The sequence below is a fragment of the Janthinobacterium sp. PAMC25594 genome (assembly GCF_019443505.1).
Taxonomy (GTDB): domain Bacteria; phylum Pseudomonadota; class Gammaproteobacteria; order Burkholderiales; family Burkholderiaceae_D; genus Janthinobacterium.
In genome coordinates this window covers 4,551,237-4,573,979 of the sequence record NZ_CP080377.1, presented here as the reverse complement: position 1 = coordinate 4,573,979, position 22,743 = coordinate 4,551,237, and the positions used below count along the sequence as shown (strand labels likewise).

General features: G+C 62.6%; 24 protein-coding genes and 1 tRNA gene. 13 read left to right on the top strand and 12 right to left on the bottom strand.

Features of this window, described 5'->3' with window-relative positions; translation table 11 throughout:
- Positions 1-275: 275 nt before the first annotated feature.
- The 3 genes from hemH to KY494_RS20480 all read right to left on the bottom strand — a co-directional run bounded on the left by hemH (position 276) and on the right by KY494_RS20480 (position 4,286).
- A complete protein-coding gene (gene hemH, locus KY494_RS20490; RefSeq protein WP_219888044.1) occupies positions 276-1,385 on the bottom strand; it encodes a ferrochelatase in 1,110 nt (369 codons plus the stop codon).
- Between the two features lie 214 nt (positions 1,386-1,599).
- A complete protein-coding gene (recN, locus tag KY494_RS20485) occupies positions 1,600-3,267 on the bottom strand; it encodes a DNA repair protein RecN (protein WP_219888043.1) in 1,668 nt (555 codons plus the stop codon).
- A 47-nt stretch (positions 3,268-3,314) separates the two neighbouring features.
- Positions 3,315-4,286: an NAD kinase gene (locus KY494_RS20480; protein ID WP_232730743.1), complete on the bottom strand. Its 972-nt coding sequence runs from the start codon at positions 4,284-4,286 to the stop codon at positions 3,315-3,317.
- 256 nt (positions 4,287-4,542) lie between these two features.
- On the opposite strand from KY494_RS20480, the gene KY494_RS20475 reads away from it, so the two are divergent.
- From KY494_RS20475 to gloA, 3 genes are all read left to right on the top strand, one after another.
- Positions 4,543-4,809, top strand: coding sequence for a hypothetical protein (locus KY494_RS20475; protein ID WP_219888042.1), 267 nt, complete (start codon positions 4,543-4,545; stop codon positions 4,807-4,809).
- Between the two features lie 145 nt (positions 4,810-4,954).
- A complete protein-coding gene (locus KY494_RS20470; protein WP_099761956.1) occupies positions 4,955-5,377 on the top strand; it encodes an OsmC family protein in 423 nt (140 codons plus the stop codon).
- A gap of 124 nt (positions 5,378-5,501) precedes the next feature.
- Positions 5,502-5,909, top strand: coding sequence for a lactoylglutathione lyase (gene gloA, locus KY494_RS20465; RefSeq protein ID WP_010401713.1), 408 nt, complete (start codon positions 5,502-5,504; stop codon positions 5,907-5,909).
- A 4-nt stretch (positions 5,910-5,913) separates the two neighbouring features.
- Here the strand turns inward: gloA and KY494_RS20460 are convergent, their stop codons facing one another.
- Positions 5,914-6,819: a LysR substrate-binding domain-containing protein gene (locus KY494_RS20460; RefSeq protein WP_219888041.1), complete on the bottom strand. Its 906-nt coding sequence runs from the start codon at positions 6,817-6,819 to the stop codon at positions 5,914-5,916.
- Between the two features lie 93 nt (positions 6,820-6,912).
- Here KY494_RS20460 and KY494_RS20455 point away from each other — a divergent pair, with 93 nt between their 5' ends.
- Positions 6,913-7,380: a DMT family transporter gene (locus KY494_RS20455; RefSeq protein WP_219888040.1), complete on the top strand. Its 468-nt coding sequence runs from the start codon at positions 6,913-6,915 to the stop codon at positions 7,378-7,380.
- 69 nt (positions 7,381-7,449) lie between these two features.
- Here KY494_RS20455 and KY494_RS20450 read toward each other — a convergent pair whose 3' ends face one another.
- The 4 genes from KY494_RS20450 to KY494_RS20435 all read right to left on the bottom strand — a co-directional run bounded on the left by KY494_RS20450 (position 7,450) and on the right by KY494_RS20435 (position 10,721).
- On the bottom strand, positions 7,450-8,772 hold the full coding sequence (locus KY494_RS20450) for a TolC family outer membrane protein (protein ID WP_219888039.1): 1,323 nt from the start codon (positions 8,770-8,772) through the stop codon (positions 7,450-7,452).
- A gap of 141 nt (positions 8,773-8,913) precedes the next feature.
- Positions 8,914-9,237 carry a rhodanese-like domain-containing protein gene (locus KY494_RS20445; protein WP_219888038.1) on the bottom strand — a complete coding sequence of 108 codons (324 nt, stop codon included), beginning with the start codon at positions 9,235-9,237 and terminating at the stop codon, positions 8,914-8,916.
- Between the two features lie 13 nt (positions 9,238-9,250).
- On the bottom strand, positions 9,251-9,901 hold the full coding sequence (locus KY494_RS20440) for a protein-L-isoaspartate O-methyltransferase (protein WP_219888037.1): 651 nt from the start codon (positions 9,899-9,901) through the stop codon (positions 9,251-9,253).
- Positions 9,902-10,070: 169 nt separating this feature from the next.
- Positions 10,071-10,721, bottom strand: coding sequence for a TetR/AcrR family transcriptional regulator (locus KY494_RS20435; RefSeq protein WP_219132533.1), 651 nt, complete (start codon positions 10,719-10,721; stop codon positions 10,071-10,073).
- Positions 10,722-11,058: 337 nt separating this feature from the next.
- Between KY494_RS20435 and KY494_RS20430 the strand changes: the two genes are divergently transcribed.
- Together KY494_RS20430 and KY494_RS20425 are read left to right on the top strand one after the other, a co-directional pair.
- Positions 11,059-11,928: a head GIN domain-containing protein gene (locus KY494_RS20430; RefSeq protein ID WP_219888036.1), complete on the top strand. Its 870-nt coding sequence runs from the start codon at positions 11,059-11,061 to the stop codon at positions 11,926-11,928.
- A gap of 71 nt (positions 11,929-11,999) precedes the next feature.
- Positions 12,000-12,272 (top strand): YkgJ family cysteine cluster protein, encoded by a 273-nt coding sequence (locus tag KY494_RS20425; protein ID WP_219888035.1) that lies wholly within the window; start codon positions 12,000-12,002, stop codon positions 12,270-12,272.
- 14 nt (positions 12,273-12,286) lie between these two features.
- Here the strand turns inward: KY494_RS20425 and KY494_RS20420 are convergent, their stop codons facing one another.
- A complete protein-coding gene (locus KY494_RS20420) occupies positions 12,287-12,535 on the bottom strand; it encodes a hypothetical protein (protein WP_219888034.1) in 249 nt (82 codons plus the stop codon).
- Between the two features lie 146 nt (positions 12,536-12,681).
- On the opposite strand from KY494_RS20420, the gene KY494_RS20415 reads away from it, so the two are divergent.
- From KY494_RS20415 to KY494_RS20385, 7 genes are all read left to right on the top strand, one after another.
- Positions 12,682-13,452, top strand: coding sequence for a DeoR/GlpR family DNA-binding transcription regulator (locus tag KY494_RS20415; RefSeq protein WP_219888033.1), 771 nt, complete (start codon positions 12,682-12,684; stop codon positions 13,450-13,452).
- A gap of 32 nt (positions 13,453-13,484) precedes the next feature.
- Positions 13,485-14,633: an MFS transporter gene (locus KY494_RS20410; RefSeq protein WP_219888032.1), complete on the top strand. Its 1,149-nt coding sequence runs from the start codon at positions 13,485-13,487 to the stop codon at positions 14,631-14,633.
- A gap of 155 nt (positions 14,634-14,788) precedes the next feature.
- The gene (locus KY494_RS20405) at positions 14,789-15,634 is read left to right on the top strand and encodes an undecaprenyl-diphosphate phosphatase (protein ID WP_219888031.1); all 846 of its coding nucleotides are present in this window, start codon (positions 14,789-14,791) and stop codon (positions 15,632-15,634) included.
- Positions 15,635-15,640: 6 nt separating this feature from the next.
- The gene (gene recQ / locus KY494_RS20400) at positions 15,641-17,464 is read left to right on the top strand and encodes a DNA helicase RecQ (RefSeq protein WP_219132524.1); all 1,824 of its coding nucleotides are present in this window, start codon (positions 15,641-15,643) and stop codon (positions 17,462-17,464) included.
- Positions 17,461-17,946 carry a hypothetical protein gene (locus tag KY494_RS20395; protein WP_219888030.1) on the top strand — a complete coding sequence of 162 codons (486 nt, stop codon included), beginning with the start codon at positions 17,461-17,463 and terminating at the stop codon, positions 17,944-17,946. Before recQ ends, KY494_RS20395 begins: the two co-directional genes overlap by 4 nt.
- 44 nt (positions 17,947-17,990) lie before the next feature.
- The gene (locus KY494_RS20390; protein ID WP_219888029.1) at positions 17,991-18,971 is read left to right on the top strand and encodes a LysR family transcriptional regulator; all 981 of its coding nucleotides are present in this window, start codon (positions 17,991-17,993) and stop codon (positions 18,969-18,971) included.
- 148 nt (positions 18,972-19,119) lie between these two features.
- On the top strand, positions 19,120-20,406 hold the full coding sequence (locus KY494_RS20385; protein ID WP_071075270.1) for a Glu/Leu/Phe/Val dehydrogenase: 1,287 nt from the start codon (positions 19,120-19,122) through the stop codon (positions 20,404-20,406).
- A gap of 144 nt (positions 20,407-20,550) precedes the next feature.
- On the opposite strand, the gene galE is transcribed toward KY494_RS20385, so the two are convergent.
- From galE to KY494_RS20370, 3 genes are all read right to left on the bottom strand, one after another.
- The gene (gene galE / locus KY494_RS20380) at positions 20,551-21,570 is read right to left on the bottom strand and encodes a UDP-glucose 4-epimerase GalE (protein WP_219888028.1); all 1,020 of its coding nucleotides are present in this window, start codon (positions 21,568-21,570) and stop codon (positions 20,551-20,553) included.
- Between the two features lie 142 nt (positions 21,571-21,712).
- Positions 21,713-22,393 carry a tRNA (guanosine(46)-N7)-methyltransferase TrmB gene (trmB, locus tag KY494_RS20375; protein WP_219891672.1) on the bottom strand — a complete coding sequence of 227 codons (681 nt, stop codon included), beginning with the start codon at positions 22,391-22,393 and terminating at the stop codon, positions 21,713-21,715.
- A gap of 92 nt (positions 22,394-22,485) precedes the next feature.
- Positions 22,486-22,559: transfer RNA gene (locus KY494_RS20370), tRNA-Gly, on the bottom strand.
- Positions 22,560-22,743 lie beyond the last annotated feature (184 nt).

The following is a 22,743-nucleotide window of genomic DNA, read 5'->3' as shown; positions in this document are numbered from 1 at the left end:
GGGCTATATCCTATTGTTTCAAGGGGTATGCATGGCAAAACCAGAATTACAGCGATCCATGTTACAGCTTATTACAAAACACTACCCATTTCGGCCAGCGATCCGTGCGCGCGCCCCCTTGATTTTCCAGGCTTCCCACGGCAAAGCGGGCATTCTACCAGCCCCGCCGCCGCCATCGCCACTGGCGGCGTTGCTATCTGGATAGTACTTTTGTCGCGCCAGACATGACAAAGCCGCGCAAGCGCGGCTCATAACTGTCAAAAAATTAACATTTGTTAATTCGCCGCGCCCAGGGCCAGCGCCGCCTCGCGCGCCCTTTCGCCCGTTTTCTTGTCCGCTTCGCGCTGCGGCGCCGTCTTCATCGTCGGCCAGCCAATCATGTGCTGTTCGGCAATTTCCGCCATGCCCGCGATCCAGGCTGGCGTTTCGTTCAGGCAAGCGATGTAATGAAACTGCTGGCCGCCAGCCGCCTCGAAATCGTGCTTCGCTTCCATGGCGATCTCTTCCAGCGTTTCCAGGCAATCGCTGGTAAAACCCGGACACAGCAGGTCGACGCGCTTGACACCCTGTTGCGCCAGCGCCACCAAGGTGGGCGCCGTGTACGGCTGCAGCCATTCGGCCTTGCCGAAGCGCGACTGGAAGGTCACCAAATATTGATCCTTTGTCAATTTTAACTTTTCCGCCAGCAGCCGCGCCGTTTTCAGGCATTGGCAGTGGTAGGGGTCGCCCAGCAGCAAGGTGCGCTTGGGCACGCCATGAAAACTCATCACCAGTTTTTCCGGACGGCCATGCGCTTCCCATTGGTTCAGCACGGAATCGCGCAGGGCGTCGATATACGTGTCGTGCTCGTGATACTGCTTAATAAAACGCAATTCCGGCACATTGCGCACGGTGGCGTAATGGGCAAACACGGCGTCGTAGATGGAACCCGTCGTCGTGCCCGAGTATTGCGGATACGCAGGCAAGATGGCGATGCGCTCGCAGCCTTCGCTTTTCAGCCTGGCCAGCACTTCGGGCAGGGAAGGCGAACCATAGCGCATGGCCATGGCCACCGTCACGCCGTCGTGGCCCCGCTCGGCCAGCGCGCCGGCCAGCAGTTTCGCCTGCTTTTGCGTATGCACTTTCAGGGGCGAGCCCTCGCGCGTCCAGATCGATGCATATTTCTTGGCCGACTGACCCGAGCGGAACGGCAAGATGATCAGGTTCAAAATGAACCACCAGACCAGGCGGGGAATCTCGACCACGCGCGGGTCGGACAAAAATTGCTTCAGGTAGCGCCGCACGGCCGACGAGGTCGGCGCATCGGGCGTGCCCAGGTTAACCAGCACCACGGCGCTGCGGTCGATGCTGCCATGCGTGTACGGCGGTTCTGTTTGAAATGACATGAAAGCTCTTCGAAGGCGTTGGATGGATTAGGCAGTTATTATAGTTGCATTAACTGCTGGGGTCAGACCCTCAATGCCGCTAACGTCAAGCTCAGCGCGAATACCTCCAAGAGTCAGCCCCCCAAGGAACGATGGCTGTTGACACGATTAGCCCACAAGCAAAGGCTGGGGTCAGACCCAGCGGGTCTGACCCCGGTCTGCCCACAGCCACGAATTAAATCGCCAGCAATTCGCGTGCATGCTTGCGCGTGGTGGCCGTGATTTCCAGGCCGCCCAGCATGCGCGCCACTTCTTCCACGCGGGCCTTGGCATCGAGCATGTCGATGCGCGACGCCGTCTTGCCGTTGTCCAGGGTGCTTTTTGCAACCTGGAAATGCTGGTTCGCCTGGCTGGCCACTTGCGGCAAATGGGTCACGCACAGCACTTGGCGTCCCTGCCCCAGGCGTTTCAGCAGCCGCCCCACCACTTCGGCGACGGCGCCGCCGATGCCGCTGTCGACCTCGTCGAAGATCAGGGTCGGCGTGGTGGTGGCGTGCGAGGTGATGACGGAAATGGCCAGCGCGATGCGCGCCAGTTCGCCGCCGGACGCCACCTTGGCCAAGGAGCGGGGCGCCGTGCCCGCATGGCCGGCGACGAGGAATTCCACCTGCTCGAGGCCGTGCGCGGCCGGTGCGCACGGGTGCAGGGCGATCTCGAAGCTGCCGCCCGTCATGCTCAGTTCCTGCATGGCACGCGTGACGGCGTGCCCCAGTTCCACTGCCGCCGCCTGGCGCGTGGCCGACAGGCGACCCGCCACGACGCGATATTCCGCTTCGATCTTCGCCTCCTGACGCAGCAAGCCTTCGATATCGGAAGCGTCGGCCAGGTGCTGCAGCTTTTCCGACAGCTTGGCGTGTTCCTCGGGTAGCTCTTCGGGCGTGACGCGAAATTTGCGGGCCGTGCTGTGCATCGCTTCCATGCGCGCATCGAGCTGGTGCAGGCGCTCCGGGTCCAGTTCCACGCGGTCCAGATAATTGTTCAGCGCGTACACGGATTCCTGCAGCTGGATGCGCGACGATTCGATCAGGTCGACGATCGGCTGCAATTCCGCATCGACGGACACCAGCTTGCCCAGCTTCTGGTTCAGGGCCGACAGTTGCGACACGATCGGATGGTCTTCCGACTCGGAAATGAGGGACAGCGCTTCCTGCGCCCCTTCCAGCAGGCTGGCCGCATGTGACAGGCGGCTGTGCTCGTTCGTGATCTCCGTCCACTCGCCGGGCTTGGCCGCCAGTTTTTCCAGTTCGCCCACTTGCCATTCCAGGCGTTCGCGCTCGTACAGCACGTTGGCGGCGTTGGTTTCGAATTCTTCGCGCTGGCGCACGAGGGCGCGCCAGCGCTTGTGCAGCGCCGCCACCTGCCGCGCATCGTGCTCCACGCCCGCTTCGCGCGCCGTCGCCTGGCCGTCGAGCAGGGCGCGCTGCGCCTCGCTTTTCAGCAGCGACTGGTGCGCGTGCTGGCCGTGGATATCGACCAGCATGTCGCCCAGTTCGCGCAACTGCGCGGCCGTGGCGGGAATGCCGTTGATATACGCCTTCGAGCGGCCCGCATTGTCGATCACGCGGCGCAGCAGGGCGCCGCCATCGTCGTTGGCGAATTCATTGGCCACCAGCCAGGCCTGCGCCACCTCGCTGACGGAAAAATCGGCCGTGATGTCGGCCTTGGCCGCGCCTTCGCGCACCACGCTGGCGTCGCCGCGCCCGCCCAAGGCCAGGGTCAGCGCATCGATGAGGATAGACTTGCCGGCGCCCGTCTCACCCGTCAGCACGCTGAAGCCGGCGGAAAATTCCAGTTCAATGGTATCGACAATGACAAAATCGCGAATGGACAGTGTATGGAGCATGGCTTCTGTGGTTAGGCGGCGCACCGCGGGTTGACGTGGATAAAATGTTAGCTGAGCTTGCCCTCGCCCGACGGGTACTCATTCCAGTGCAATTTTTCACGCAGGGTGTTGTAGTAACTCCACCCTTCCGGATGCAGGAAGGTAATCGTGTGCGGCGAACGGCGGATGAGGATGCGGTCTTGCTGCACCAGGCTGGCAAAGGTCTGCATGTCGAAATTGACGCTGATATCGCGCCCGCGCACGATTTCCACGACGATCTGGCTGGAATCGGGCAAGACGATGGGGCGGTTCGACAGCGCATGCGGAGCGATCGGCACGAGCACGATGCCGCCCAGGGTCGGATGCAGCAAGGGGCCGCCGGCCGACAGCGAGTACGCGGTCGAGCCCGTGGGCGTGGAAATGATCAGGCCATCCGAACGCTGGTTGTACATGAAGTGGCCGTCGACTTCGACACGCAATTCGGCCATGCCGGCACCGCCCCCGCGCGAGACGACGACATCGTTGACGGCCATGCCCACGTGAATCGACTCGCCGTCGCGCAGCACGCTGCCTTCGAGCAAGGTGCGGCGTTCGGCCTTGAAGCGGCCGCCGAGAATTTGCGCCAGCACGGGCAGCATGCGCTCGAGCGGGATATCGGTCATGAAACCCAGGCGTCCTTGATTGATACCGATCAAGGGAACGTCGAATGGCGCCAGCTGGCGCGCAATGCCCAGCATGGTGCCGTCGCCGCCCATGACGATGGCGCAATCGGCGGCGGCGCCGATCTCGGCCGGCGACATGGCGCGCACGCCGGGAAACGCCAGGTTCAGATGCGCGGCCGTCTCCGCCTCGAAGACCACCGTGTGGCCCAGCACTTGCAGGAAATCGACGATGCTTTTCACGGGCTCGGCAATGCCATCCGTATTCTGGCGCACGACCAGGGCGATGGTCTTGGCGCCCAGGTTAAAGCGCTCGCCCGGGGCTGGCAAGGTCGCGGCTGGCTGTTCGGCGCGTTGTTCGGCGTGTGTATCGACGGGCATATGAGTCTCGGTAGTGAATTCGGTGGCAAACCGCCCCAGGCTGTCGCGTCGCACGCCGGCATCGCATGATACTGTATATATGCACAGTATAGTGCGGCTGCCGTGTGCCCGCAAGGGGCGTTCTTGGTGTTGCACGCAGTGTAGCGCAGAAAAAGAATCGTCCATGCGTGCGCCAGCGCTCCCTGCATGGACAAATTCGCTTGCAGACGGCCTGGCGCGGCAGGACACTGGTTGCACTTTATTGTCAGGAGGCCATATGGTTAGCCAGCATAGCGAACGCAAGATCAATACCGATGCAAAGGTCCAGAATGACGGTGTCGACCGTCTGCCGCATGAGCGCGACGAATCGCCCGATGCGCAGAACGTGCATCCGCGCAAGATCATGCAACAGGCGGCCAGCGACCTGGAACAGGGCCTGGTCGACACGGACCGCCACGCCCAGCCCGGCGTGGAAAAAGTCAAGCCGGCCGCGCCGCAACAGGCCCGCCCCGACGCGCATCTGGAACCAAAGAAGGCGCGCTGAGTCGAACTGTCAGGCACCGCGACTTTGCCGACTCCGCGCCGTGTATGCCTTGGCGCCACGCATTCGCCCCCTGTGTGACGCAACGAACGGAAGCGCAAGGGCATGGCGCGCATGATGGACCTTCGAACCACGCAAGGAGTACATAATGAAAAAAACAGGATCAGCCGTCTGGAGTGGCGGCCTTAAAGATGGCAAAGGTTTCATTTCCACCGAAAGCGGCGCGCTCGACAATGTGGCATATGGTTTCAACACGCGCTTCGAAGACGGTCCCGGCAGCAATCCGGAAGAACTGATCGGCGCCGCCCACGCCGCCTGCTTCACCATGGCCTTGTCCGGCCAGCTGGGCGAGGCGGGCTTGCGCGCCACGGCCCTGAAAACCACGGCCGATGTCAGCCTGGAAAAAATCGATGGCAGCTATGCCATCACGGCCGTGCACCTGACCCTGGTGGCCACCATTCCCGGCGCCACCGACGCAGCGTTCCAGGATGTGGCACTGCGCGCCAAGCTCGGTTGCCCCGTGTCCAAATTGCTGGCCACGGAAATCACCCTGGACGCCCGTCTGGAGTAAATCCAGAGGCACCAAGGTCACCGTCTGCGGCTGTCCTGCACCAGGGCAGCCGGGGCGGTCTCGGCAAGAAAGCCATAAACCGCATAAAATCCTGCCATTCCCCTATCACCATCAAGGATTCACGATGCGTATTTTGCACACCATGTTACGGGTCGGCGACCTGCAGCGCTCCATCGATTTTTACACCAAGGTCCTGGGCATGAAGTTGCTGCGCACCAGCGACAATCCCGAATACCAGTACACGCTGGCCTTCGTCGGCTATGGTTCGAACCCCGACCACGCGGAACTGGAACTGACGTATAACTATGGCACCACCAGCTACGAGCTGGGCACGGCGTATGGCCACATCGCCATCTCGGCCGACGACATCGTCGCCGCCTGCGACGCGGCACGCGCGAATGGCGGCAACGTCACGCGCGAACCGGGCCCCGTCAAGGGCGGCAATACCGTCATCGCCTTCATCACCGATCCGGACGGCTACAAGATCGAATTGATCGAGCGCAAGTTCGACGGCCAGGGCGGCGGCCTGTAAGTCCTCAGCCTGGCCCGGCGGCCGTTGCAACGGCCGCGCGCAGCCAGGCGATGCCCGCATCACCGTCCGTGCGGCGGTGCCGTATCGCTTCAAACGCAAACGGCGCGATGGCAAACGGCGCAGAATGCTGCGCCAGCCCTTGCGCCGCGCTGCCGTGCAAGGCGCGCCGCGCCACCGTCAAAATCATGTCCGTCCCCATCACGACATCGGGTGCGACCGTCCAGTACGGCACGCGCACGGCGATGCGGCGCGCCTGGCCCAGCTGAGCCAGCGCCGCGTCCACTTCGGCCGCCATGCCCCCCTCGCTGGATGCCACCAGCACGTGCGGGCGCGCCAGGTATGCCTCCAGACTCAGCGCTTCGCCCGGCGCCAGGCTGGCCGGGTCCAGCGCGCACACGAATGTTTCCTCGAATAGGGTTTCTCTATGTAAATGCTCGGGCAGTTGCGGGAACACGCCCAGCGCCAGGTCGATCTCGCCATCCTGCACGCCAGCGATCACGGCAGGACGGCTGGCGTAGCTGACGGCCACGTCGATGCCGGGCGCTTCCACGCGCAAGCGGCGCAACAAGCGCGGCAAGAGCAACGCCGCGCCGTAATCCGACATCGCCAGACGAAACACGCGCTGCGCCGTGGCCGCCTCGAAAACGGCGCCACCCAGCACGGAGCGCACGCTTTGCAGCGCTTCGGCCAGCGGCCGCGCCAATTCCAGTGCGCGCGCCGTGGGCTGGAAGCCGCCCTTGCCGCGCAGCAGCAGCGGATCGTCCAGCAAATGGCGCAAGCGCGCCAGCGCATGGCTGACGGCAGGCTGACTCATGTGCAGGCGTTCGGCCGCGCGCGACAAATGGCGCTCGCTGAGCAGCGCTTCCAGGATCACCAGCAAGTTCAGATCGACGGCGCGCAGATTATTCATTTGGTGCATAGTTGGATGACAAATTACGAATTGGATTTAATCATCACAGCATAATACGATGACGCCATCAACTCAACACGCATGGAGTCCTACATGAACGGATGGATCACCCTGTTTGCCCCGCTGGCCATGCTGGCCGGCGCCGTCGTCCCCTTCCAGGCGGGCGCGAATGCCGCACTGGGCCGCAACCTGGGCCACCCGTTGTGGGCCACGCTCGCCTCGCTGGCCGTCAGCGCCATGCTCGCTTCACTGGTGATGCTGCTCTGGAGAGTGCCGGCGCCCGATTTTCACCTCGCCGTGCGCGGGCCCGGCTGGTCCTGGCTGGGCGGCGCGGCCGGCATGTTTTATATTACGGCCGCGCTGATGCTGGCGCCGCGCATGGGCTCCGGCCCCTTCATGGCGGCCGTCATCGGCGGACAAATGCTGGCCGCGCTGGCCATCGACCGCTACGGCTTGCTGGGTTTTGCCGTCAAGCATATTTCTCCGCTGCACTGGGCCGGCGCGGGCCTGGTGGTGGCCGGTGTTGTACTCACACAGATCGCCAACAGCCGCGCCGTGTGACAACACCTCAAGACGAAAAAAAACCAGCGCCGTCACCGGTGCTGGTTTTCATTCAAAGCAAGAGCGCGCTTACTTGTCGAGCAAGGCGTTGACGGGCATCAAATCCGTTTCCTTCAGGGTGCCGGCCGCCGCCTTCAGGCGCAAGCCGTTCATGATGGTGTCGTAGCGCGCTTTCGACAGGTCTTTTTGCGTCGAGAACAATTGTTTCTGTGCATTCAACACGTCGATATTGATGCGCACGCCCACCTGGTAACCGAGCTGGTTCGACTCCAGCGCCGATTTGCTCGACACTTCCGCCGCTTCCAGCGCCTTGACTTGCGCCAGGCCGCTATTGACGCCCAGGAAAGCCTGGCGCGCGCCCTGCGATGCCGTGCGGCGTGCCGTTTCCAGGTCGTTGCGGGCCTTGTTTTCCAGCGCAATCGATTCGCGCACCTTGCTGGTAACGGCAAAGCCGCTGAAAATCGGGATGCTCCACTGCACGCCGATGGCGTTGTTGTTGGAATTGCCGTTACCGCCGCCCGTCGTATAGGTATGGCCCGCGTTGGCGATCAGGTCCAGCGTCGGATAGTGGCCGGCGCGGTTGCGGCCGATGTCGCGCTTGGCCGATTCCACGTTGAACTGGGCCGTGACGACGCCGTAGTTCTGCTCTTCCGCCGAGCTCACCCACGGCTCGATGGCGGCCGGTTCCGGCGCGCTGAGGACGACGCCCGTACGCATCGGCGCCAGCGATGCCGGGGCCTCGCCGATGATGGTTTGCAGCGCGCTGCGCTTGTTGGCCAGGTCATTGATGGCGGCAAATTCCTGCGCCACCACCAGGTCGTAGGCCGCCTGCGCTTCATGCGTGTCGGTAATCGTTTGCGTGCCGACTTCGAAGTTGCGCTTGGCCGATGCCAGCTGCTCCGTCGTGGCGACCTTTTGCGCCTGCGTCGCGCCCAGGTTGTCTTGCGCGCTGAGCACGTCGAAATACGCCTGCGCCACACGCGTGATCAGGTCTTGCTGCACCTGTGCAAATTGCGCTTCGGCTATCGCCTGCGCCAGTTTGCTTTGCTGATACGTTTCCCAGCGGTCCCAGCGGAACAGCGGCTGCGCCAGGGTCAGATTGTAGCTATTCGTGTGCACCTTGACCGTGGGCATGGAGATCGTGCTGGTGATCGGCTCGATGTTATTGCGCGTATTGCTGCCCGAGGCGGACACTTGCGGCAGCAAGCCTGCCAGCCCCTGCGGAACCCGCTCCATCCCGGCCGACAGGGCCGCGCGCGCACTGGCGTACTGCGCGTCATTGGCCAGCGCCTGCTGGTACACCTGGATGAGATCGGCCGCCTGCGCTTGCAGCGAGCATGTCATCGAGACAAAGGCGCTGGTCATCAGCACGGCGATAAGGGGTTTCCGCATTGCATTTCTCCGTTGGAGTCGTCAAAAGTTGATGGAATCAAAAATCTGCTACCGCATGCCTTGCGCCCGCCGGATCAGCGGGGTACAGGCCTCCGCAGGCATGCAGGAAAACATGCCTGGGTGCATCTACTGCGAATTAACTTAGTATTTCGGCATCGCGCTGTCGACTTGCAGCACCCAGGCATGCACACCGCCCGTCAAATTACTGATCTTGCCAAAACCATTGCGCTCCAGGAAGGCCGCCACCTGCATGCTGCGCATGCCGTGATGGCAGATGCAGACGATCTCGGCGTCTTCATCGAGGTCATCGATGCGCGCAGGAATCGAGTTCATCTGCATCAGGGTGGCCCCGTCGAGGTGGCACAGATCGAACTCCCACTGTTCCCGCACGTCCAGCAAAACAGGACGCGGGCGGGAAGGGTCAGCCAGCCAGGCGGCCAGCTGCGGTGCACTCAAATGCTCCATCGAATCGGTCGCCTCAGAACTGGAAATGCGACGGTGCCACCGCTTGCAGCGGCGTGACATTGGTTTCAAACAGCTTGCGCGTGTCATAAGCCTTGTCCGAGCTGCGCGTGATCAGGTGCGCCGACATGATCGGCGCTTCGCCGATGATGGCCAGGATGCGGCCGCCGACTTTGACTTGTTGCAACAGTGCTTCCGGCAACACGGCCAGGGAGCCGGACACGACGATCACGTCGTACGGCGCACCCTTGCTCCAGCCTTGGGCGCCGTCGCCCAGTTCCACGGTGACGTTCGTCACGCCGTTGGCGGCCAGGTTCTGCTCGGCCAGGGTTTTCAATTGGGGAACGATTTCCACGCTCGTCACATGGCGTGCCTTGTGCGCCAGCAAAGCGGCCATATAGCCGCTACCGGCGCCGATCTCCAGCACATTTTCATGCTTCTTGACGGCTACGTCTTGCAAAATGCGCGCTTCCAGCTTTGGCGTCAACATGCATTCGCCGCCGCCCAGTGGAATTTCCGTATCGACGAAGGCCAGGTTTTTATAGGCGGCCGGCACGAAATCTTCACGCTTGACCACGTTCAACAGCTCCAGCACGTCGAGATCCAGTACGTCCCATGGACGGATCTGCTGTTCGATCATATTGAAGCGGGCTTGTTCGATATTCATCTTTGGACTCGGTAAGTGAAGTAATAATCCGCCATTTTATCGTTGAACTGGCTGAAAGCACATGTTAACCATAAAGGCGGGGAATGGAGGAAATTTGCGACGATCTGCAGATTTGGGGGGGCGAACCTTGGAAAAGGGGCAACTGAACGGTGGAAGCAGGCTCAGCGCATCAGCTTTTTCCAGGCGCCTCCACCTGCAGGCTGCGCACGCTCATGTCGATAAACGCATCCATATAGGCGAGCGGATCGATATTCTTGACCTCGCACGGCACAAAGGAGTGCGTCCACATCATGAGCATGGTGACGGGCGCGCTGAGGATGGTGCTGACCAGCACGGGATCGACCTGGCGGAATTCGCCGCGTTGCATGCCCCGTTCCAGCAGGCTGACGATCAGGGCATTGCCGCGCGTGACGACTTCTTCGTTGTAAAACTGCGCCAGTTCCGGGAAATTGTTCGCTTCGGCCAGCATCAGCTTGGTCAAGCCGGCCAGTTTCGTGGCGCCGAACTCTTCCCACCACTGCATCATCACCTTGCGCAACAACTCGGCGCTGCTGCTGTCCGAGGCGGCCATGCTGTCTTCCGCCTCGCCGATCGACTGCACGATATTGTCGCGCACCACGGCCTTGAACAGCTCTTGTTTATTCTCAAAGTACAGGTACAGCGTGCCTTTCGACACGCCGGCCCGCTTGGCCACATCCTCCAGGCGCGTCGATGCGAAGCCCCGTTCGACAAACAGGTCGAGGGCGGCGGCGAGCAATTCCTGTGGGCGGGCATCCTTGCGCCGCTCCCAGCGGGGCTTGGTATCAATCGGGGCTTGCATGTGTCTTTCCAAGTAACTTACTTTTGAGTCATTAATAGTAGACCTGTCTACCGCCAAGGTCAAGCGCAGGCCACTGGCACGACGCGGGGCACCGCCCGGCACGCCGAACACGGGTATTGTACGCTCCGTGCCGGCGTTGGCGACACCTCCTCTGGCGCCGGACCCTGTCGCACCGGGTGAACCGGAATGCGTTTCAGCCCCCGTTTTGCGCAGTTCATCGCATTTCCACTCAGCAAGCGTGTCGGATTTGCTATCTTGCCATCGACAGCACGGCAACCGCGGCGCGGTAGCCGGCTTTTTTCTTGTCCTGAACTACAACAATCATAAAGGAAACACCATGCGTACCTTGCTGGCCCTGTGCTGTGCCGTTGCCCTTGGCGGTTGCGCCATCGTCATCAGCCCCAATGATGGCGAAGTGCGCTATGCCGAATCGGGCGGCAATGCCATCCAGGGCAACGAGCAAGTGAGCCGCGACGTGCGCCAGGTCAGCAATATCAACACGCTCGACATCGACAGCATGAAGCGCATCGACATCAAGATCGACGTGCGCGTCGGCCCGGCAACATCGCTGGTGATCGAAGCGGACAGCAATCTGCAGCCGCACATCCATAGTGAAGTGAGCGGCAACACCCTGCGCATCTGGAGCGATACGAACATTCGCAGCAGCAATGGCATTCACGTCATCTACACGACGCCGCAATTGAAGAAGATCCGCATTTCCGGCTCGGGCCGCCTGGTGGCCAGCGGTTTCAATGGCGATGATTTCAGCCTGGAGCAACGCGGTTCGATGAAAAGCGAATTGTCGGGCACGGTGGGACGCTTCGACGTGGCCAACAATGGCTCGGGCAGCATCAACGCGGCGGCCCTCGCCAGCGGCAACACCGACGCGGTGCAGAACGGTTCGGGCAACATCCAGCTGGGCAGCCTGCGCGGCGAACGCATCAACGTGGCGCTTAACGGCTCGGGCAGCATCAGCGCCAGCGGCGCCGTACAGCGCCTCGACGCCAACGTGAATGGCTCGGGCGATATCAACCTGGCGGCCCTGCGCAGCGACGTTGCCTATCTGGCGAGCAACGGTTCCGGCGACATCGATGTCACCGTCCAGAATGAAGTCAATGCCCGCACCAGCGGTTCCGGCCGCATCACCGTGCACGGCGATCCGGCCCGCCGCACCCTGTCGGGCAAGCGCGTCAGCATCGTGCGCTAAACACCACCCTGGCGAGACACGGGGGCCGGCTTGCTATACTGTCGGCTCCTCCCCCGCTCGCATGAACTCCCATGTCATCTTCCGCCACCTTGGCATGCCGCCCATCCTGCGGCGCCTGCTGCACCGCACCGTCCATCACCAGCCCGATTCCCGGCATGCCGGATGGAAAACCCGCAGGCGTGCGCTGCGTGCAGCTGGCCGACGACAACCGCTGCAAGATCTTTGGTCAGCCGGAGCGGCCCGCCTTTTGCGGCGGCTTGCAGCCGTCCGAAGAGATGTGCGGCAGCAGCCGCGAACACGCGCTGCGCTGGCTGGCCGAGCTGGAACGGCTGACGGCGCCCTGAGCACCAGCAGTGCTTTAGTCTGCGGCGTTTGTCCGCACCAAGGCCCGTTCTTCGTCACGCAGGCGCTTGTATTCCATCAGCATGGAAACCACCAGATAGGCCAGCAGCACGAGCAGGGAAGCGCGTATGTCGCTCCAGTCCAGCGTGCCGTGGCGCTTCCAATGCAGTGCATTAAAAACGATCAGCATGCCCAGGACACCCCACCCACTGCGGCGCATCACGCGGCCCAGCAAGGTTGCCATTAACAATTTACTGGAGAACATGGTTTCCTTTGTTTGTTCCATTTTTCCCAACTGTACGCACTCCATATCCCTACGGCAATACCAGCACGCACACAAAAGTCACCTTGACTCGTTTTGCACGTTTGCGTATATTCATGCACATTCCTGCACGTTTTAGAAATATACCCATGTCCGCCACCCTGCTCCTCAAACAACGCCACGCGCTGATCCAGCAACAATTGCACGCCGACGGCCGCGTGCTGGCGCTGGACCTGGCGCGCCAGCTCGACGTGTCCGAAGATACGATACGGCGCGACCTGCGCGAGATGGCGGCGGCCGGCCTGTGCCAGCGCGTGTATGGCGGCGCCCTGCCGCTGGCGCCCGACGGTGGCACCTTGACGCAGCGCAAGCAGGAAGCGCCAGAACGCAAGGCGCGCCTGGCGCAGGCCGCCGTGTCCCTCGTGCGCGCGGGCCAGGTGCTGTTTCTCGATGCGGGGTCGACTAACCTGGCCATCGCCGGCGCCTTGCCAGAGTTGGCGCTCACTGTCATCACGAATGCCCCCGCGATCGCCATGGCGCTGATGGAGCGCCCGGAAATCGAGCTGATCATGGCTGGCGGCAGGGTCGACCGCCGCGCCGGCGCCAGCCTGGGCCCGCAGGCGCTGCGCACCGTCGAACGCATGCATCCCGACCTGTGTTTCCTCGGTGCTTGCGGCGCCGACGCGGACGCGGGCGTGACAGCGTTCAACTACGACGAGGCCGAATTCAAGCGCAGCATCGCCGGCGCCAGCAAGGCCGTCGTGGTCGCCGTCACCAGCGACAAGCTGGGCACGGCCGCGCCCTTCGGCGTGCTGGCCACGGGCTTGCTGCAGCACCTGGTGCTGGAAGCCGATGCCGACTCGGCCCATGTGGCCGCCTTTCAACGGCTGGGCGTGCAAGTGCTGCGCGCCCGCGCCTGATTTTATCCACCCGACTCTTGAAAAGCTCTCCCATGCATCTCACCGGCACCTTGCAACAACGCGCCACGCGCCTGGTCTTTTTTGCCGCCGGCCTCGGCATGGCCGCCTGGGCACCTTTAGTTCCCTACGCCAAGTCGCGCCTGGGCCTCGATGAAGCCACGCTCGGCATCTTGCTGCTGTGCCTGGGCGCCGGTTCGCTGTGCGCGATGCCGTTTACGGGCATGCTCGCGGCACGCTTCGGCTGCCGCAAGGTCATCGTCGGCGCCGGCTTGCTGCTGACCGCCATCCTGCCCGGCCTGGCGCTGGCCGCCACGCCGCTGCAACTGGGCCTGGTGCTGCTGGTGTTCGGCGCGGCCATGGGCACGTTCGACGTGGCCATCAACATCCAGGCCGTGATCATCGAAAAGGCCAATGGCGGCGCCATGATGTCGGGTTTTCATGCGCTGTTCAGCGTGGGCGGCTTTGCCGGTGCGGCCTGCATGGCCCTGCTGCTGTGGCTGGGCCTGACGCCGGCCTGGTCCTGTGTGGTGGTGATGCTGCTGCTGTGCGGCGTGCTGGGCGCGGCGCAAGGCCATCTGCTGCCGACGGCGTCCGCCTCGGGCGAAAAGACGCCGCTGTTCGTCATGCCGCATGGCGCCGTCATTTTCATCGGCCTGCTGTGCTTTATCGTCTTCCTGGCCGAAGGCGCCATCCTCGACTGGAGCGCCCTGTTCCTCACCACCACGCGCGGCGTGGAAGAAGCCAAGGGTGGCCTCGGCTACGCCGCCTTCGCCATCGCCATGACCTTGGGCCGCTTCACGGGCGACAAGGTGGTCAGCCGCTTTGGCGGCAAGCGGGTGCTTACTTTTGGCGGGCTGTGCGCGGCGGCAGGCTTCTTCCTGGCCGTGCTGGCGCCGCACGCCAGCCTGGCCATGGCCGGCTTCGTGCTGATCGGCCTGGGCGCGGCGAACATCGTGCCCATCCTGTTCACGGCCGCCGGCAACCAGCGTGCCATGCCGGCCAGCCTGGCGGTGGCGGCCATCACCACCATCGGCTATGCGGGCATCCTGGCCGGTCCGGCCGTCATCGGCTTCGTGGCGCACGCCACCAGCCTGAATATCGCCTTCGCCATGCTGGGCGCCGCGCTGCTGCTGGTGGCGGCCAGCGCGCGCCTGGTGGCGCCGTCAAAACAGGTATCCTGACCCTCCCCTTGCCTGGCGGACGGAGCTAAAAAAGCACTGCCCGCCAGCGCCCAAATAAGGTCCGCAAGCCTCTGTCGTGGTAAGCTTCGACCCCGCGCGCATTGCTGGCGCCATGCGCTCCCCCCATCCTGTCACTTATACCCGTTTATATATCTATGGATCTCATTCTTGCGTTAAAAGCCATCATCATGGGGCTGGTCGAAGGTTTTACCGAATTCTTGCCGATTTCGTCCACGGGACATCTGATCCTGGCCGGCAGCCTGCTCGACTTTACCAAGGATGTCTCGAAAGAAGTCATGGATGTCTTCGAGATCGCCATCCAGGCCGGCGCCATCATGGCCGTCTGCTGGGAATACCGCCAGCGCATCGGCAGTGTGCTGTCCACCTTCAGCACCGAGGTCAAATCGCGCAAGTTCGTGCTGAACGTGGCCATCGCCTTCATCCCGCTGGCCGTTATCGGACTGGCGATTGGCAAGATGATCAAGCATGCGCTGTTCAAGCCCGTGCCGGTGGCCATGGCCTTCATCATCGGCGGCATCATCATCTTGCTGGTGGAGCGCCGCGCGCGCACCAATCCCGTCACCGTGCGCGTCAACTCGGTCGATGAAATGACGCCGCTCGACGCCTTGAAAGTGGGCTGCGCGCAGGCGTTTGCGCTGATTCCCGGCACCAGCCGTTCCGGCTCGACCATCATCGGCGGCATGCTGCTGGGACTGTCGCGCAAGACGGCTACCGAATTCTCGTTTTTCCTGGCCATCCCGACGTTGCTGGCCGCCACCGCCTATTCTCTGTACAAAGCGCGCGACATCCTGTCGGCCACCGACGTGCCCCTGTTCGGCCTGGGCACCGTGGCCGCCTTCATCTCCGCCTTCCTGTGCGTGCGCTGGCTGCTGCGTTACATCAGCTCGCACGACTTCACGTTTTTTGCCTGGTACCGCATTGTGTTTGGCTTGCTGGTCCTGGCCAGCGCCCATTACGGCTGGGTTGTTTGGGCAGAATAAGGCACTATGAATCAAGATCTTAACCAGCGCGCGCTGCACCTGCTGCAGACCGTTTTCGGCTATCCGGCCTTCCGCGGCCAGCAAGCCGACATCGTCGACCACGTCAGCCATGGCGGCGATGCGCTGGTGCTGATGCCCACGGGCGGCGGCAAATCTCTGTGTTATCAAATTCCCGCACTGCTGCGCGATGGCGTGGGCGTCGTCGTCTCGCCGCTGATCGCGCTGATGCAGGACCAGGTGGACGCGCTGGAGGAAGTCGGCGTGCGCGCCGCCTTCCTCAATTCCACGCAAACCTACGAAGAGGCGAGCCGCATCGAGCGCCTGGTGCGCACGGGTGGCATCGACGTCGTCTACGTGGCGCCCGAGCGCCTGATGACGCAGCGTTGCCTGGACCTGTTCCAGGCGTCAAAAATCTCCCTGTTCGCCATCGACGAGGCGCATTGCGTGGCCCAGTGGGGCCATGACTTCCGTCCCGAATACATCAAGCTGTCGGTGCTGCATGAGCAGTTCCCGGACGTGCCGCGCATCGCGCTCACCGCCACGGCCGACCCACAGACGCGCGCCGAAATCGCCATGCGCCTGCAGCTGGAAGACGCGCGCCAGTTCGTCTCGTCCTTCGACCGCCCGAACATCCGCTACCAGATCGTGGAAAAGGCGAATGGCCGCAAGCAGCTGCTCGACTTCATCAACACGGAACACACGGGCGACTGCGGCATCGTCTACTGCCTGTCGCGTAAAAAAGTCGAAGAGACGGCGGAGTTTTTAAACCAGAGCGGCATCCGCGCCCTGCCGTATCACGCCGGCATGGAGTACGCCAAGCGCAGCGCCAACCAGGCGCGCTTCCTGCGCGAAGAAAACATCGTCATGGTCGCCACCATCGCCTTCGGCATGGGCATCGACAAGCCCGACGTGCGCTTCGTGGCGCATCTGGATCTGCCGAAAAGCATCGAGGGCTATTACCAGGAAACGGGGCGCGCGGGCCGCGACGGCATGGCCGCCAACGCCTGGATGGCATACGGCTTGCAGGACGTGGTGCTGCAGCGGCGCATGATCGACGAATCGGAAGCGGACGACACCTTCAAGCGCGTGCTGGGCGTGAAACTCGACGCCATGCTGGGCCTGTGCGAAACCCTCAGCTGCCGCCGCATGCGATTGCTCGAATACTTCGGCGAACCGGCTTCGCCGTGCGGCAACTGCGACACCTGCCTGGTGCCGCCCGTGTCGTTCGACGGCACGGTGCCCGTGCAAAAACTGCTGTCGGCCATCTACCGCGTCGACCAGCGCTTCGCCGGCGGCCACGTGATCGACGTGCTGCGCGGCGTGGAGTCCGAACGCATCAAGACCTGGCACCACGATTCCCTGTCCGTCTTCGGCATCGGCTCGGACCTGGGCGAGGCGGAATGGAAATCGATTTTGCGCCAGGCCATCGCGCTGGGCCTCGTCTCGGTCGACCATGAACAATACAGCTCGCTGAAACTGACGGACGCCTCGCGTCCCGTGCTCAAGGGCGGCCAGAAGGTGCAGCTGCGCCAGTACCAGAAACCGGTGAAAACCAGCAAGCGCAGCACCAGCGTGGCGAAGGGTTATGTCGAAACGGATCTGTCGACCAGCGAGCAGGCGATTTTCGACAAGCTGCGCTGGTGGCGCGTGGAGACGGCGCGCACGCACAACGTGCCCGCCTACGTCATCTTCGTCGACGCCACCCTGCGCGAAATCGCCAAGGCCAAACCCACCTCGCTCGAGCAGATGCGCGGCGTGAGCGGCGTGGGCGAGAAAAAACTGGCCTCGTACGGCGACGAAATCGTCGCCATGATCCTGGAGATGATGTGATGGAAGCACTCTCGTCCGACCTGATCTATCAGGCCGTAAACATCCTCGGCGCCCAGCCTGACGCCGACGACGCGGTGGAAGCGCAAGTACGTGCCCTGGTGGGCGACGAACTTACCGTGCGCCGCCTGGCCGACGTGGTACCGGAAGCCTTCGGCCTGGTGCTTGCGTCGCACCTTCCCGGCGCCGAAAACATGACCCTGCCCGACACCTTCCGCGCCCAGGACGAGGACGGCGAATGGGTGGAGTTCCCCCTGCGCCGCGAACCGATCTTTGTCGTCGCTGCGGATATCGCCCAGCATACCTTCCACAACGGTCCGCGCGCGCTGATAAAAAACCTGGCCGACCGCAGCTCCTTGCTGTCGGCCATCAACAAGGCCCTGAACGCGGGCGGCTCGCTCGATGGCACGACCCTGGGCCCGCCGTCCTTCTTCGGCCTGCCCGCCGCGCTGTACCAGCCGGCGGCATTGCCCGATGCGCCCTGACCACTTTACCTTGCCCTTGCCCTTGATAAGAGAACGCTGCCGCGATGGAAACCAAATGGCTGGAAGACTTCATCTCGCTCGCTGAAACGCATAATTTCAGCCGTTCCGCGGCCCTGCGCCACGTCACCCAGCCGGCCTTTTCGCGGCGCATCCAGTCGCTGGAAAACTGGCTCGGCATCGACCTGGTCGACCGCACCTCCTACCCCACGCGCCTGACGCCGGCCGGCGCCGTGTTTTACGAGCAGGCACTGGAAATGCTGGGGCAGATCAACGGCGTGCGCGCCCTGTTGCGCGGCAAGCGGGCGGCCACGCAAACGAGTGTCGATTTCGCCGTGCCGCATACCCTGTCGCTGACCTTCATGCCGAAGTGGCTGACGGCGCTGGAAGAGGGTTTCGCGCCGATCAACAGCCGTTTGATGGCACTGAACGTGCACGACGCGGTGCTGCAGCTGGTCGATGGCGGCTGCGACCTGCTGCTGTGCTATCACCATCCGCGCCAGCCGGTGCAGCTGGACCCGGGCCGCTACGACATGTTGGTGATGGGCCGCGAAACCGTGCGCGCGTATGCGCGCTGCGGCCAGGACAAGGTGCCGGACTTCGTCCTGCCCGGCAGCGCCAAGCAGCCGCTGCCCTTCCTCTCCTACACCAGCAATGCCTACCTGGGACGCATGGTGGAACTGCTGGTGGCCGACGCCAAGGCGCCCCTGTTCCTGGAGACCTGCTACGAAACGGACATGGCCGAAGGCCTCAAAATGATGGCGCTGGAGGGGCGCGGCATCGCCTTCCTGCCCGAATCGGCCGTCATGCGCGACGTCAAGTACAAGCACCTGGCGCGTGCCGACGGCGGCGCGCCAGGCTGGGAAATCGAGCTGGAAATCCGCTTGTACCGCGAACGCCCGTCGGGCCTGCGCCCCGGCAAACCCATCGTCGAAAGCCTGTGGCAGTACCTGCTGCAGGCGCAGGAAAGCGCCGCGCGCGGCGGAAAAAAACGCCGGCGTGCAGCCGTCACCACAATTCCATCCTGACCTCCAAACTATGCAATAAATGCATAACCGGATGCGCACAAAGCATTGGCCGGGGCATGAGGCTATCGCCTACGATGCGGTTCCGCTGCGCGCAGCTGCATCTCGGCTGTGCCTCTAACGTATTCGTATTGTCAGGAGCTTATCAAGCATGACCAGCAAGCACGCACTTCCTTCCTACCTCAATCCTGAAGACCTGGGCCCATGGGGCGTCTACCTCGAGCAGATCGACCGCGTTACGCCGTACCTGGGCAACCTGTCGCGCTGGGTGGAAACGCTGAAGCGTCCAAAGCGCATCCTGACGGTCGACGTGCCCATCGAGCGCGATGACGGCAGCATTGCCCACTACGAAGGCTACCGCGTGCAGCACAACCTGTCGCGCGGCCCAGGCAAGGGCGGCGTGCGCTTCCACCAGGACGTGACCTTGTCGGAAGTGATGGCCCTGTCGGCCTGGATGACGGTCAAGAACGCAGCCGTCAACGTGCCATACGGCGGCGCCAAGGGCGGTATCCGTGTCGATCCGAAGACCCTGTCGCGCAACGAGTTGCAGCGCCTGACGCGCCGCTACACGAGCGAGATCAGCATGATCATCGGACCGAACAAGGATATTCCGGCGCCGGACGTCAACACGAATGAACAAGTCATGGCGTGGATGATGGACAGCTATGCCATGATCGGCGGCAATATGTCGACCGGCGTGGTGACGGGCAAACCGATCTCGCTGGGCGGCAGCCTGGGTCGCCGCGATGCGACGGGCCGCGGCGTGTTCGTCGTCGGTTGCGATGCGGCCGCCAAGGTCGGCATGTCGCTCGAAGGCGCGAAAGTCATCGTGCAAGGTTTCGGCAACGTGGGCGGCGTCGCCGCACGCATGTTCGCGGAAGCCGGTTCGAAAATCGTCGCGGTACAAGACCACAAGACCACCGTGGTGCATGCCGGCGGCTTGAACATCCCGCAATTGCTGGCACACGTGGCCGAAGTGGGCAGCGTCGAAGGCTTCCCGGGCGCCGAGGCATTCGTGCCACGCGAAGATTTCTGGGGCATCGATTGCGACATCCTGATCCCGGCCGCGCTGGAACAGCAGATCACGGCCGAACGCGCACAAGTCATCCGCGCCAAGATCATCCTGGAAGGCGCCAACGGCCCGACCCTGCCGGCAGCGGACGACATCCTGACCGACCGTGGCGTATTGATCGTGCCGGACGTGCTGGCCAACGCCGGCGGCGTGACCGTCAGCTACTTCGAGTGGGCACAGAACTTCTCGAGCTTCTTCTGGACAGAAGAAGAAATCAACAGCCGCCTGACCCGCATCATGCGCGAAGCGTTCGACGCGGTATGGCAAGTGTCGCAAGAGAAGAAAGTGTCGATGCGTACCGCCACCTTCATCCTGGCGTGCACGCGCGTCCTGCAAGCTCGCGAAGTGCGCGGCTTGTACCCATAATGGCTGCCTGAGAAAATGCCTGGGGCGTTGTTGCTTCGCCTCGCCCCAGACATTTTTCAGGCGCCATTGGGTTACTGATGCTCTAAAAAAAATCCCGCCACACTGACGTGTGAGCGGGATTTTTTTATGCGCGCCGGCCTTGCGTCAGGCTGAATAACCTTGCGGATTCTGGTGCTGCCAACGCCAGTGGTCGGTGCACATGTCGTCGATGTTTTTCTGCGCTTGCCAGCCCAGCAATTGCTTCGCCTTGTCGGCCGAGGCATAGCAGCTGGCGATGTCGCCGGGGCGGCGCGGCACGATGTCGTAGGGGACCTTGCGGCCGCTGGCCGCTTCGAAGGCACGCACGGTATCGATCACGCTGTAGCCGTGACCCGTGCCCAGGTTGACGGTAAAGCCGCCGTCCGTGGAAAACAGGCGGTGCAACGCCGCCACATGGCCCAGCGCCAGGTCGACCACGTGGATGTAGTCGCGCACGCCCGTGCCATCGGGCGTAGCGTAGTCGTTGCCGAAGACGGCCAGGCGCTCGCGGCGGCCCACTGCCACCTGGGCGATGAAGGGCATCAGGTTATTCGGAATGCCGGCCGGATCTTCACCGATCAAGCCGCTGGCATGCGCGCCAACCGGATTGAAATAGCGCAGCACACCGACTTGCCACTGGGCGTCGGCATGCACGACATCGGCCAGGATCTGCTCGACCATCAGCTTCGAGCGGCCGTAGGGGTTGGTCACGGACAGGCGTGACGATTCCAGGATCGGCAAGGCTTCCGGGTCGCCGTACACGGTGGCCGACGAGCTGAACACAAAACGCTTCACATTCGCCGCCGCCAGCACTTCCAGCAGCGCCACGGTGCCCGACACATTGTTATCCATATACATCAGTGGCTGCGCCACGGATTCGCCCACCGCCTTCAAGCCCGCAAAATGGATCACCGCATCGATGGCGTGCTCGCGCAATACGGTGGCCATGGCCACGCGGTCGCGCACGTCCGCCTCGTAGAAGGGCACGCTTTTGCCGGCAATGCGCTCCACGCGCGCCATGGCTTCGCGCGCGCTATTGCACAGATTATCCACCGCGACCACATCAAAGCCGGCAGCCAGCAATTCGACGCACGTATGCGAGCCGATGAAACCGGATGCGCCGGTGACGAGTATTTTCTTGGACATAATATCAATCAATACAAAAAGATAAGACTAGCGTAATTCCCCCACCGTGCCTAGCCAGCGCGCATGAATAAAGCCTGCGGCGTCGCCGCGGCAGGCTTGTTCTCGTGCAAACGGCACAGGTGGTGAAACCGCCAAAGAGAATTTATTTCTTGATGAAAACCAGATCCCACACGCCATGACCCAGCTTCAAGCCACGGTTTTCAAACTTGGTCAGCGGACGATATGCTGGCTGCGGCGCATAAGCATCGGCGCTATTGTGCAACTGCGGCTCGGCGCCCAGCACATCGAGCATTTGCACCGCGTAATCTTCCCAATCGGTGGCGCAATGCAGATAGCCGCCCGGCGCCAGGCGATCGGTCAATTGCTTGACGAATGGCGCCTGGATCAGGCGGCGCTTGTTGTGGCGCGCCTTGTGCCATGGATCGGGGAAAAACACGTGGATGCCGGCCAGCGAATTGGCAGGAATCATGTGCGTCAGCACTTCCACGGCATCGTGCTGCAACAGGCGCAGATTCGTCAGCGACTCTTCGCCGATCAGTTTCAACAGACTGCCGACACCGGGCGTATGCACTTCGACGCCGATAAAATCCTTCTCCGGCATGGCCTTGGCGATATGCGCGGTCGTCGCCCCCATGCCAAAACCGATTTCCAGGATGACCGGCGCCTTGCGGCCGAACACCTGTTCGAAGTCCAGCGGTTCCTTGGCGAAAGGCACCAGGAACTGCGGCCCCAGGGTCTCAAGCGCTCGCGCCTGGGCGACCGACAGCCGTCCCGCGCGGGTCACGAAGCTGCGGATGCGGTGTTCGGTCGGATCGTACATCATCGGCCGCGCCGGGCCGTTTGCTGGGGTATCAGAAGACATGGGAATGAAGAAATAAGTGGCCGCGCCGCATAAAACCAGGCGCCAGCGAAAAATGGAGCGGGTGAAGGGAATCGAACCCTCGTCGTAAGCTTGGGAAGCTTCTGCTCTACCATTGAGCTACACCCGCGAAGCCTGCATTTTACGCGGGTTTCACTGCTGTTGGCAACGTTGCAGCATGGTTGCTGTGATCGAAAATGCGATGGCCGATTTCTCCGAGGTGTGATGGCTATACGAACTATCCAAACTAAATTTTATATTGATTACGGCTCTAATTTACTGAATAATGATAAATATTTCCACACTTGCAAATA

Bases quoted from the DNA above. Each gene is read 5' to 3' on its own strand.
- KY494_RS20435 (WP_219132533.1), bottom strand. From the start codon at position 10,721: ATGCAAGCCCCGATTGATACCAAGCCCCGCTGGGAGCGGCGCAAGGAT.
- KY494_RS20470 (WP_099761956.1), top strand. From the start codon at position 4,955: ATGAAAAAAACAGGATCAGCCGTCTGGAGTGGCGGCCTTAAAGATGGC.
- KY494_RS20405 (WP_219888031.1), top strand. From the start codon at position 14,789: ATGGATCTCATTCTTGCGTTAAAAGCCATCATCATGGGGCTGGTCGAA.
- hemH (WP_219888044.1), bottom strand. From the start codon at position 1,385: ATGTCATTTCAAACAGAACCGCCGTACACGCATGGCAGCATCGACCGC.
- KY494_RS20410 (WP_219888032.1), top strand. From the start codon at position 13,485: ATGCATCTCACCGGCACCTTGCAACAACGCGCCACGCGCCTGGTCTTT.
- recQ (WP_219132524.1), top strand. From the start codon at position 15,641: ATGAATCAAGATCTTAACCAGCGCGCGCTGCACCTGCTGCAGACCGTT.
- KY494_RS20460 (WP_219888041.1), bottom strand. From the start codon at position 6,819: ATGAATAATCTGCGCGCCGTCGATCTGAACTTGCTGGTGATCCTGGAA.
- KY494_RS20430 (WP_219888036.1), top strand. From the start codon at position 11,059: ATGCGTACCTTGCTGGCCCTGTGCTGTGCCGTTGCCCTTGGCGGTTGC.
- gloA (WP_010401713.1), top strand. From the start codon at position 5,502: ATGCGTATTTTGCACACCATGTTACGGGTCGGCGACCTGCAGCGCTCC.
- KY494_RS20420 (WP_219888034.1), bottom strand. From the start codon at position 12,535: ATGTTCTCCAGTAAATTGTTAATGGCAACCTTGCTGGGCCGCGTGATG.
- KY494_RS20475 (WP_219888042.1), top strand. From the start codon at position 4,543: ATGGTTAGCCAGCATAGCGAACGCAAGATCAATACCGATGCAAAGGTC.
- KY494_RS20445 (WP_219888038.1), bottom strand. From the start codon at position 9,237: ATGGAGCATTTGAGTGCACCGCAGCTGGCCGCCTGGCTGGCTGACCCT.
- KY494_RS20385 (WP_071075270.1), top strand. From the start codon at position 19,120: ATGACCAGCAAGCACGCACTTCCTTCCTACCTCAATCCTGAAGACCTG.
- KY494_RS20450 (WP_219888039.1), bottom strand. From the start codon at position 8,772: ATGCGGAAACCCCTTATCGCCGTGCTGATGACCAGCGCCTTTGTCTCG.
- galE (WP_219888028.1), bottom strand. From the start codon at position 21,570: ATGTCCAAGAAAATACTCGTCACCGGCGCATCCGGTTTCATCGGCTCG.
- KY494_RS20440 (WP_219888037.1), bottom strand. From the start codon at position 9,901: ATGAATATCGAACAAGCCCGCTTCAATATGATCGAACAGCAGATCCGT.
- KY494_RS20455 (WP_219888040.1), top strand. From the start codon at position 6,913: ATGAACGGATGGATCACCCTGTTTGCCCCGCTGGCCATGCTGGCCGGC.
- KY494_RS20480 (WP_232730743.1), bottom strand. From the start codon at position 4,286: ATGCCCGTCGATACACACGCCGAACAACGCGCCGAACAGCCAGCCGCG.
- trmB (WP_219891672.1), bottom strand. From the start codon at position 22,393: ATGATGTACGATCCGACCGAACACCGCATCCGCAGCTTCGTGACCCGC.
- KY494_RS20415 (WP_219888033.1), top strand. From the start codon at position 12,682: ATGTCCGCCACCCTGCTCCTCAAACAACGCCACGCGCTGATCCAGCAA.
- recN (WP_219888043.1), bottom strand. From the start codon at position 3,267: ATGCTCCATACACTGTCCATTCGCGATTTTGTCATTGTCGATACCATT.
- KY494_RS20425 (WP_219888035.1), top strand. From the start codon at position 12,000: ATGTCATCTTCCGCCACCTTGGCATGCCGCCCATCCTGCGGCGCCTGC.
- KY494_RS20390 (WP_219888029.1), top strand. From the start codon at position 17,991: ATGGAAACCAAATGGCTGGAAGACTTCATCTCGCTCGCTGAAACGCAT.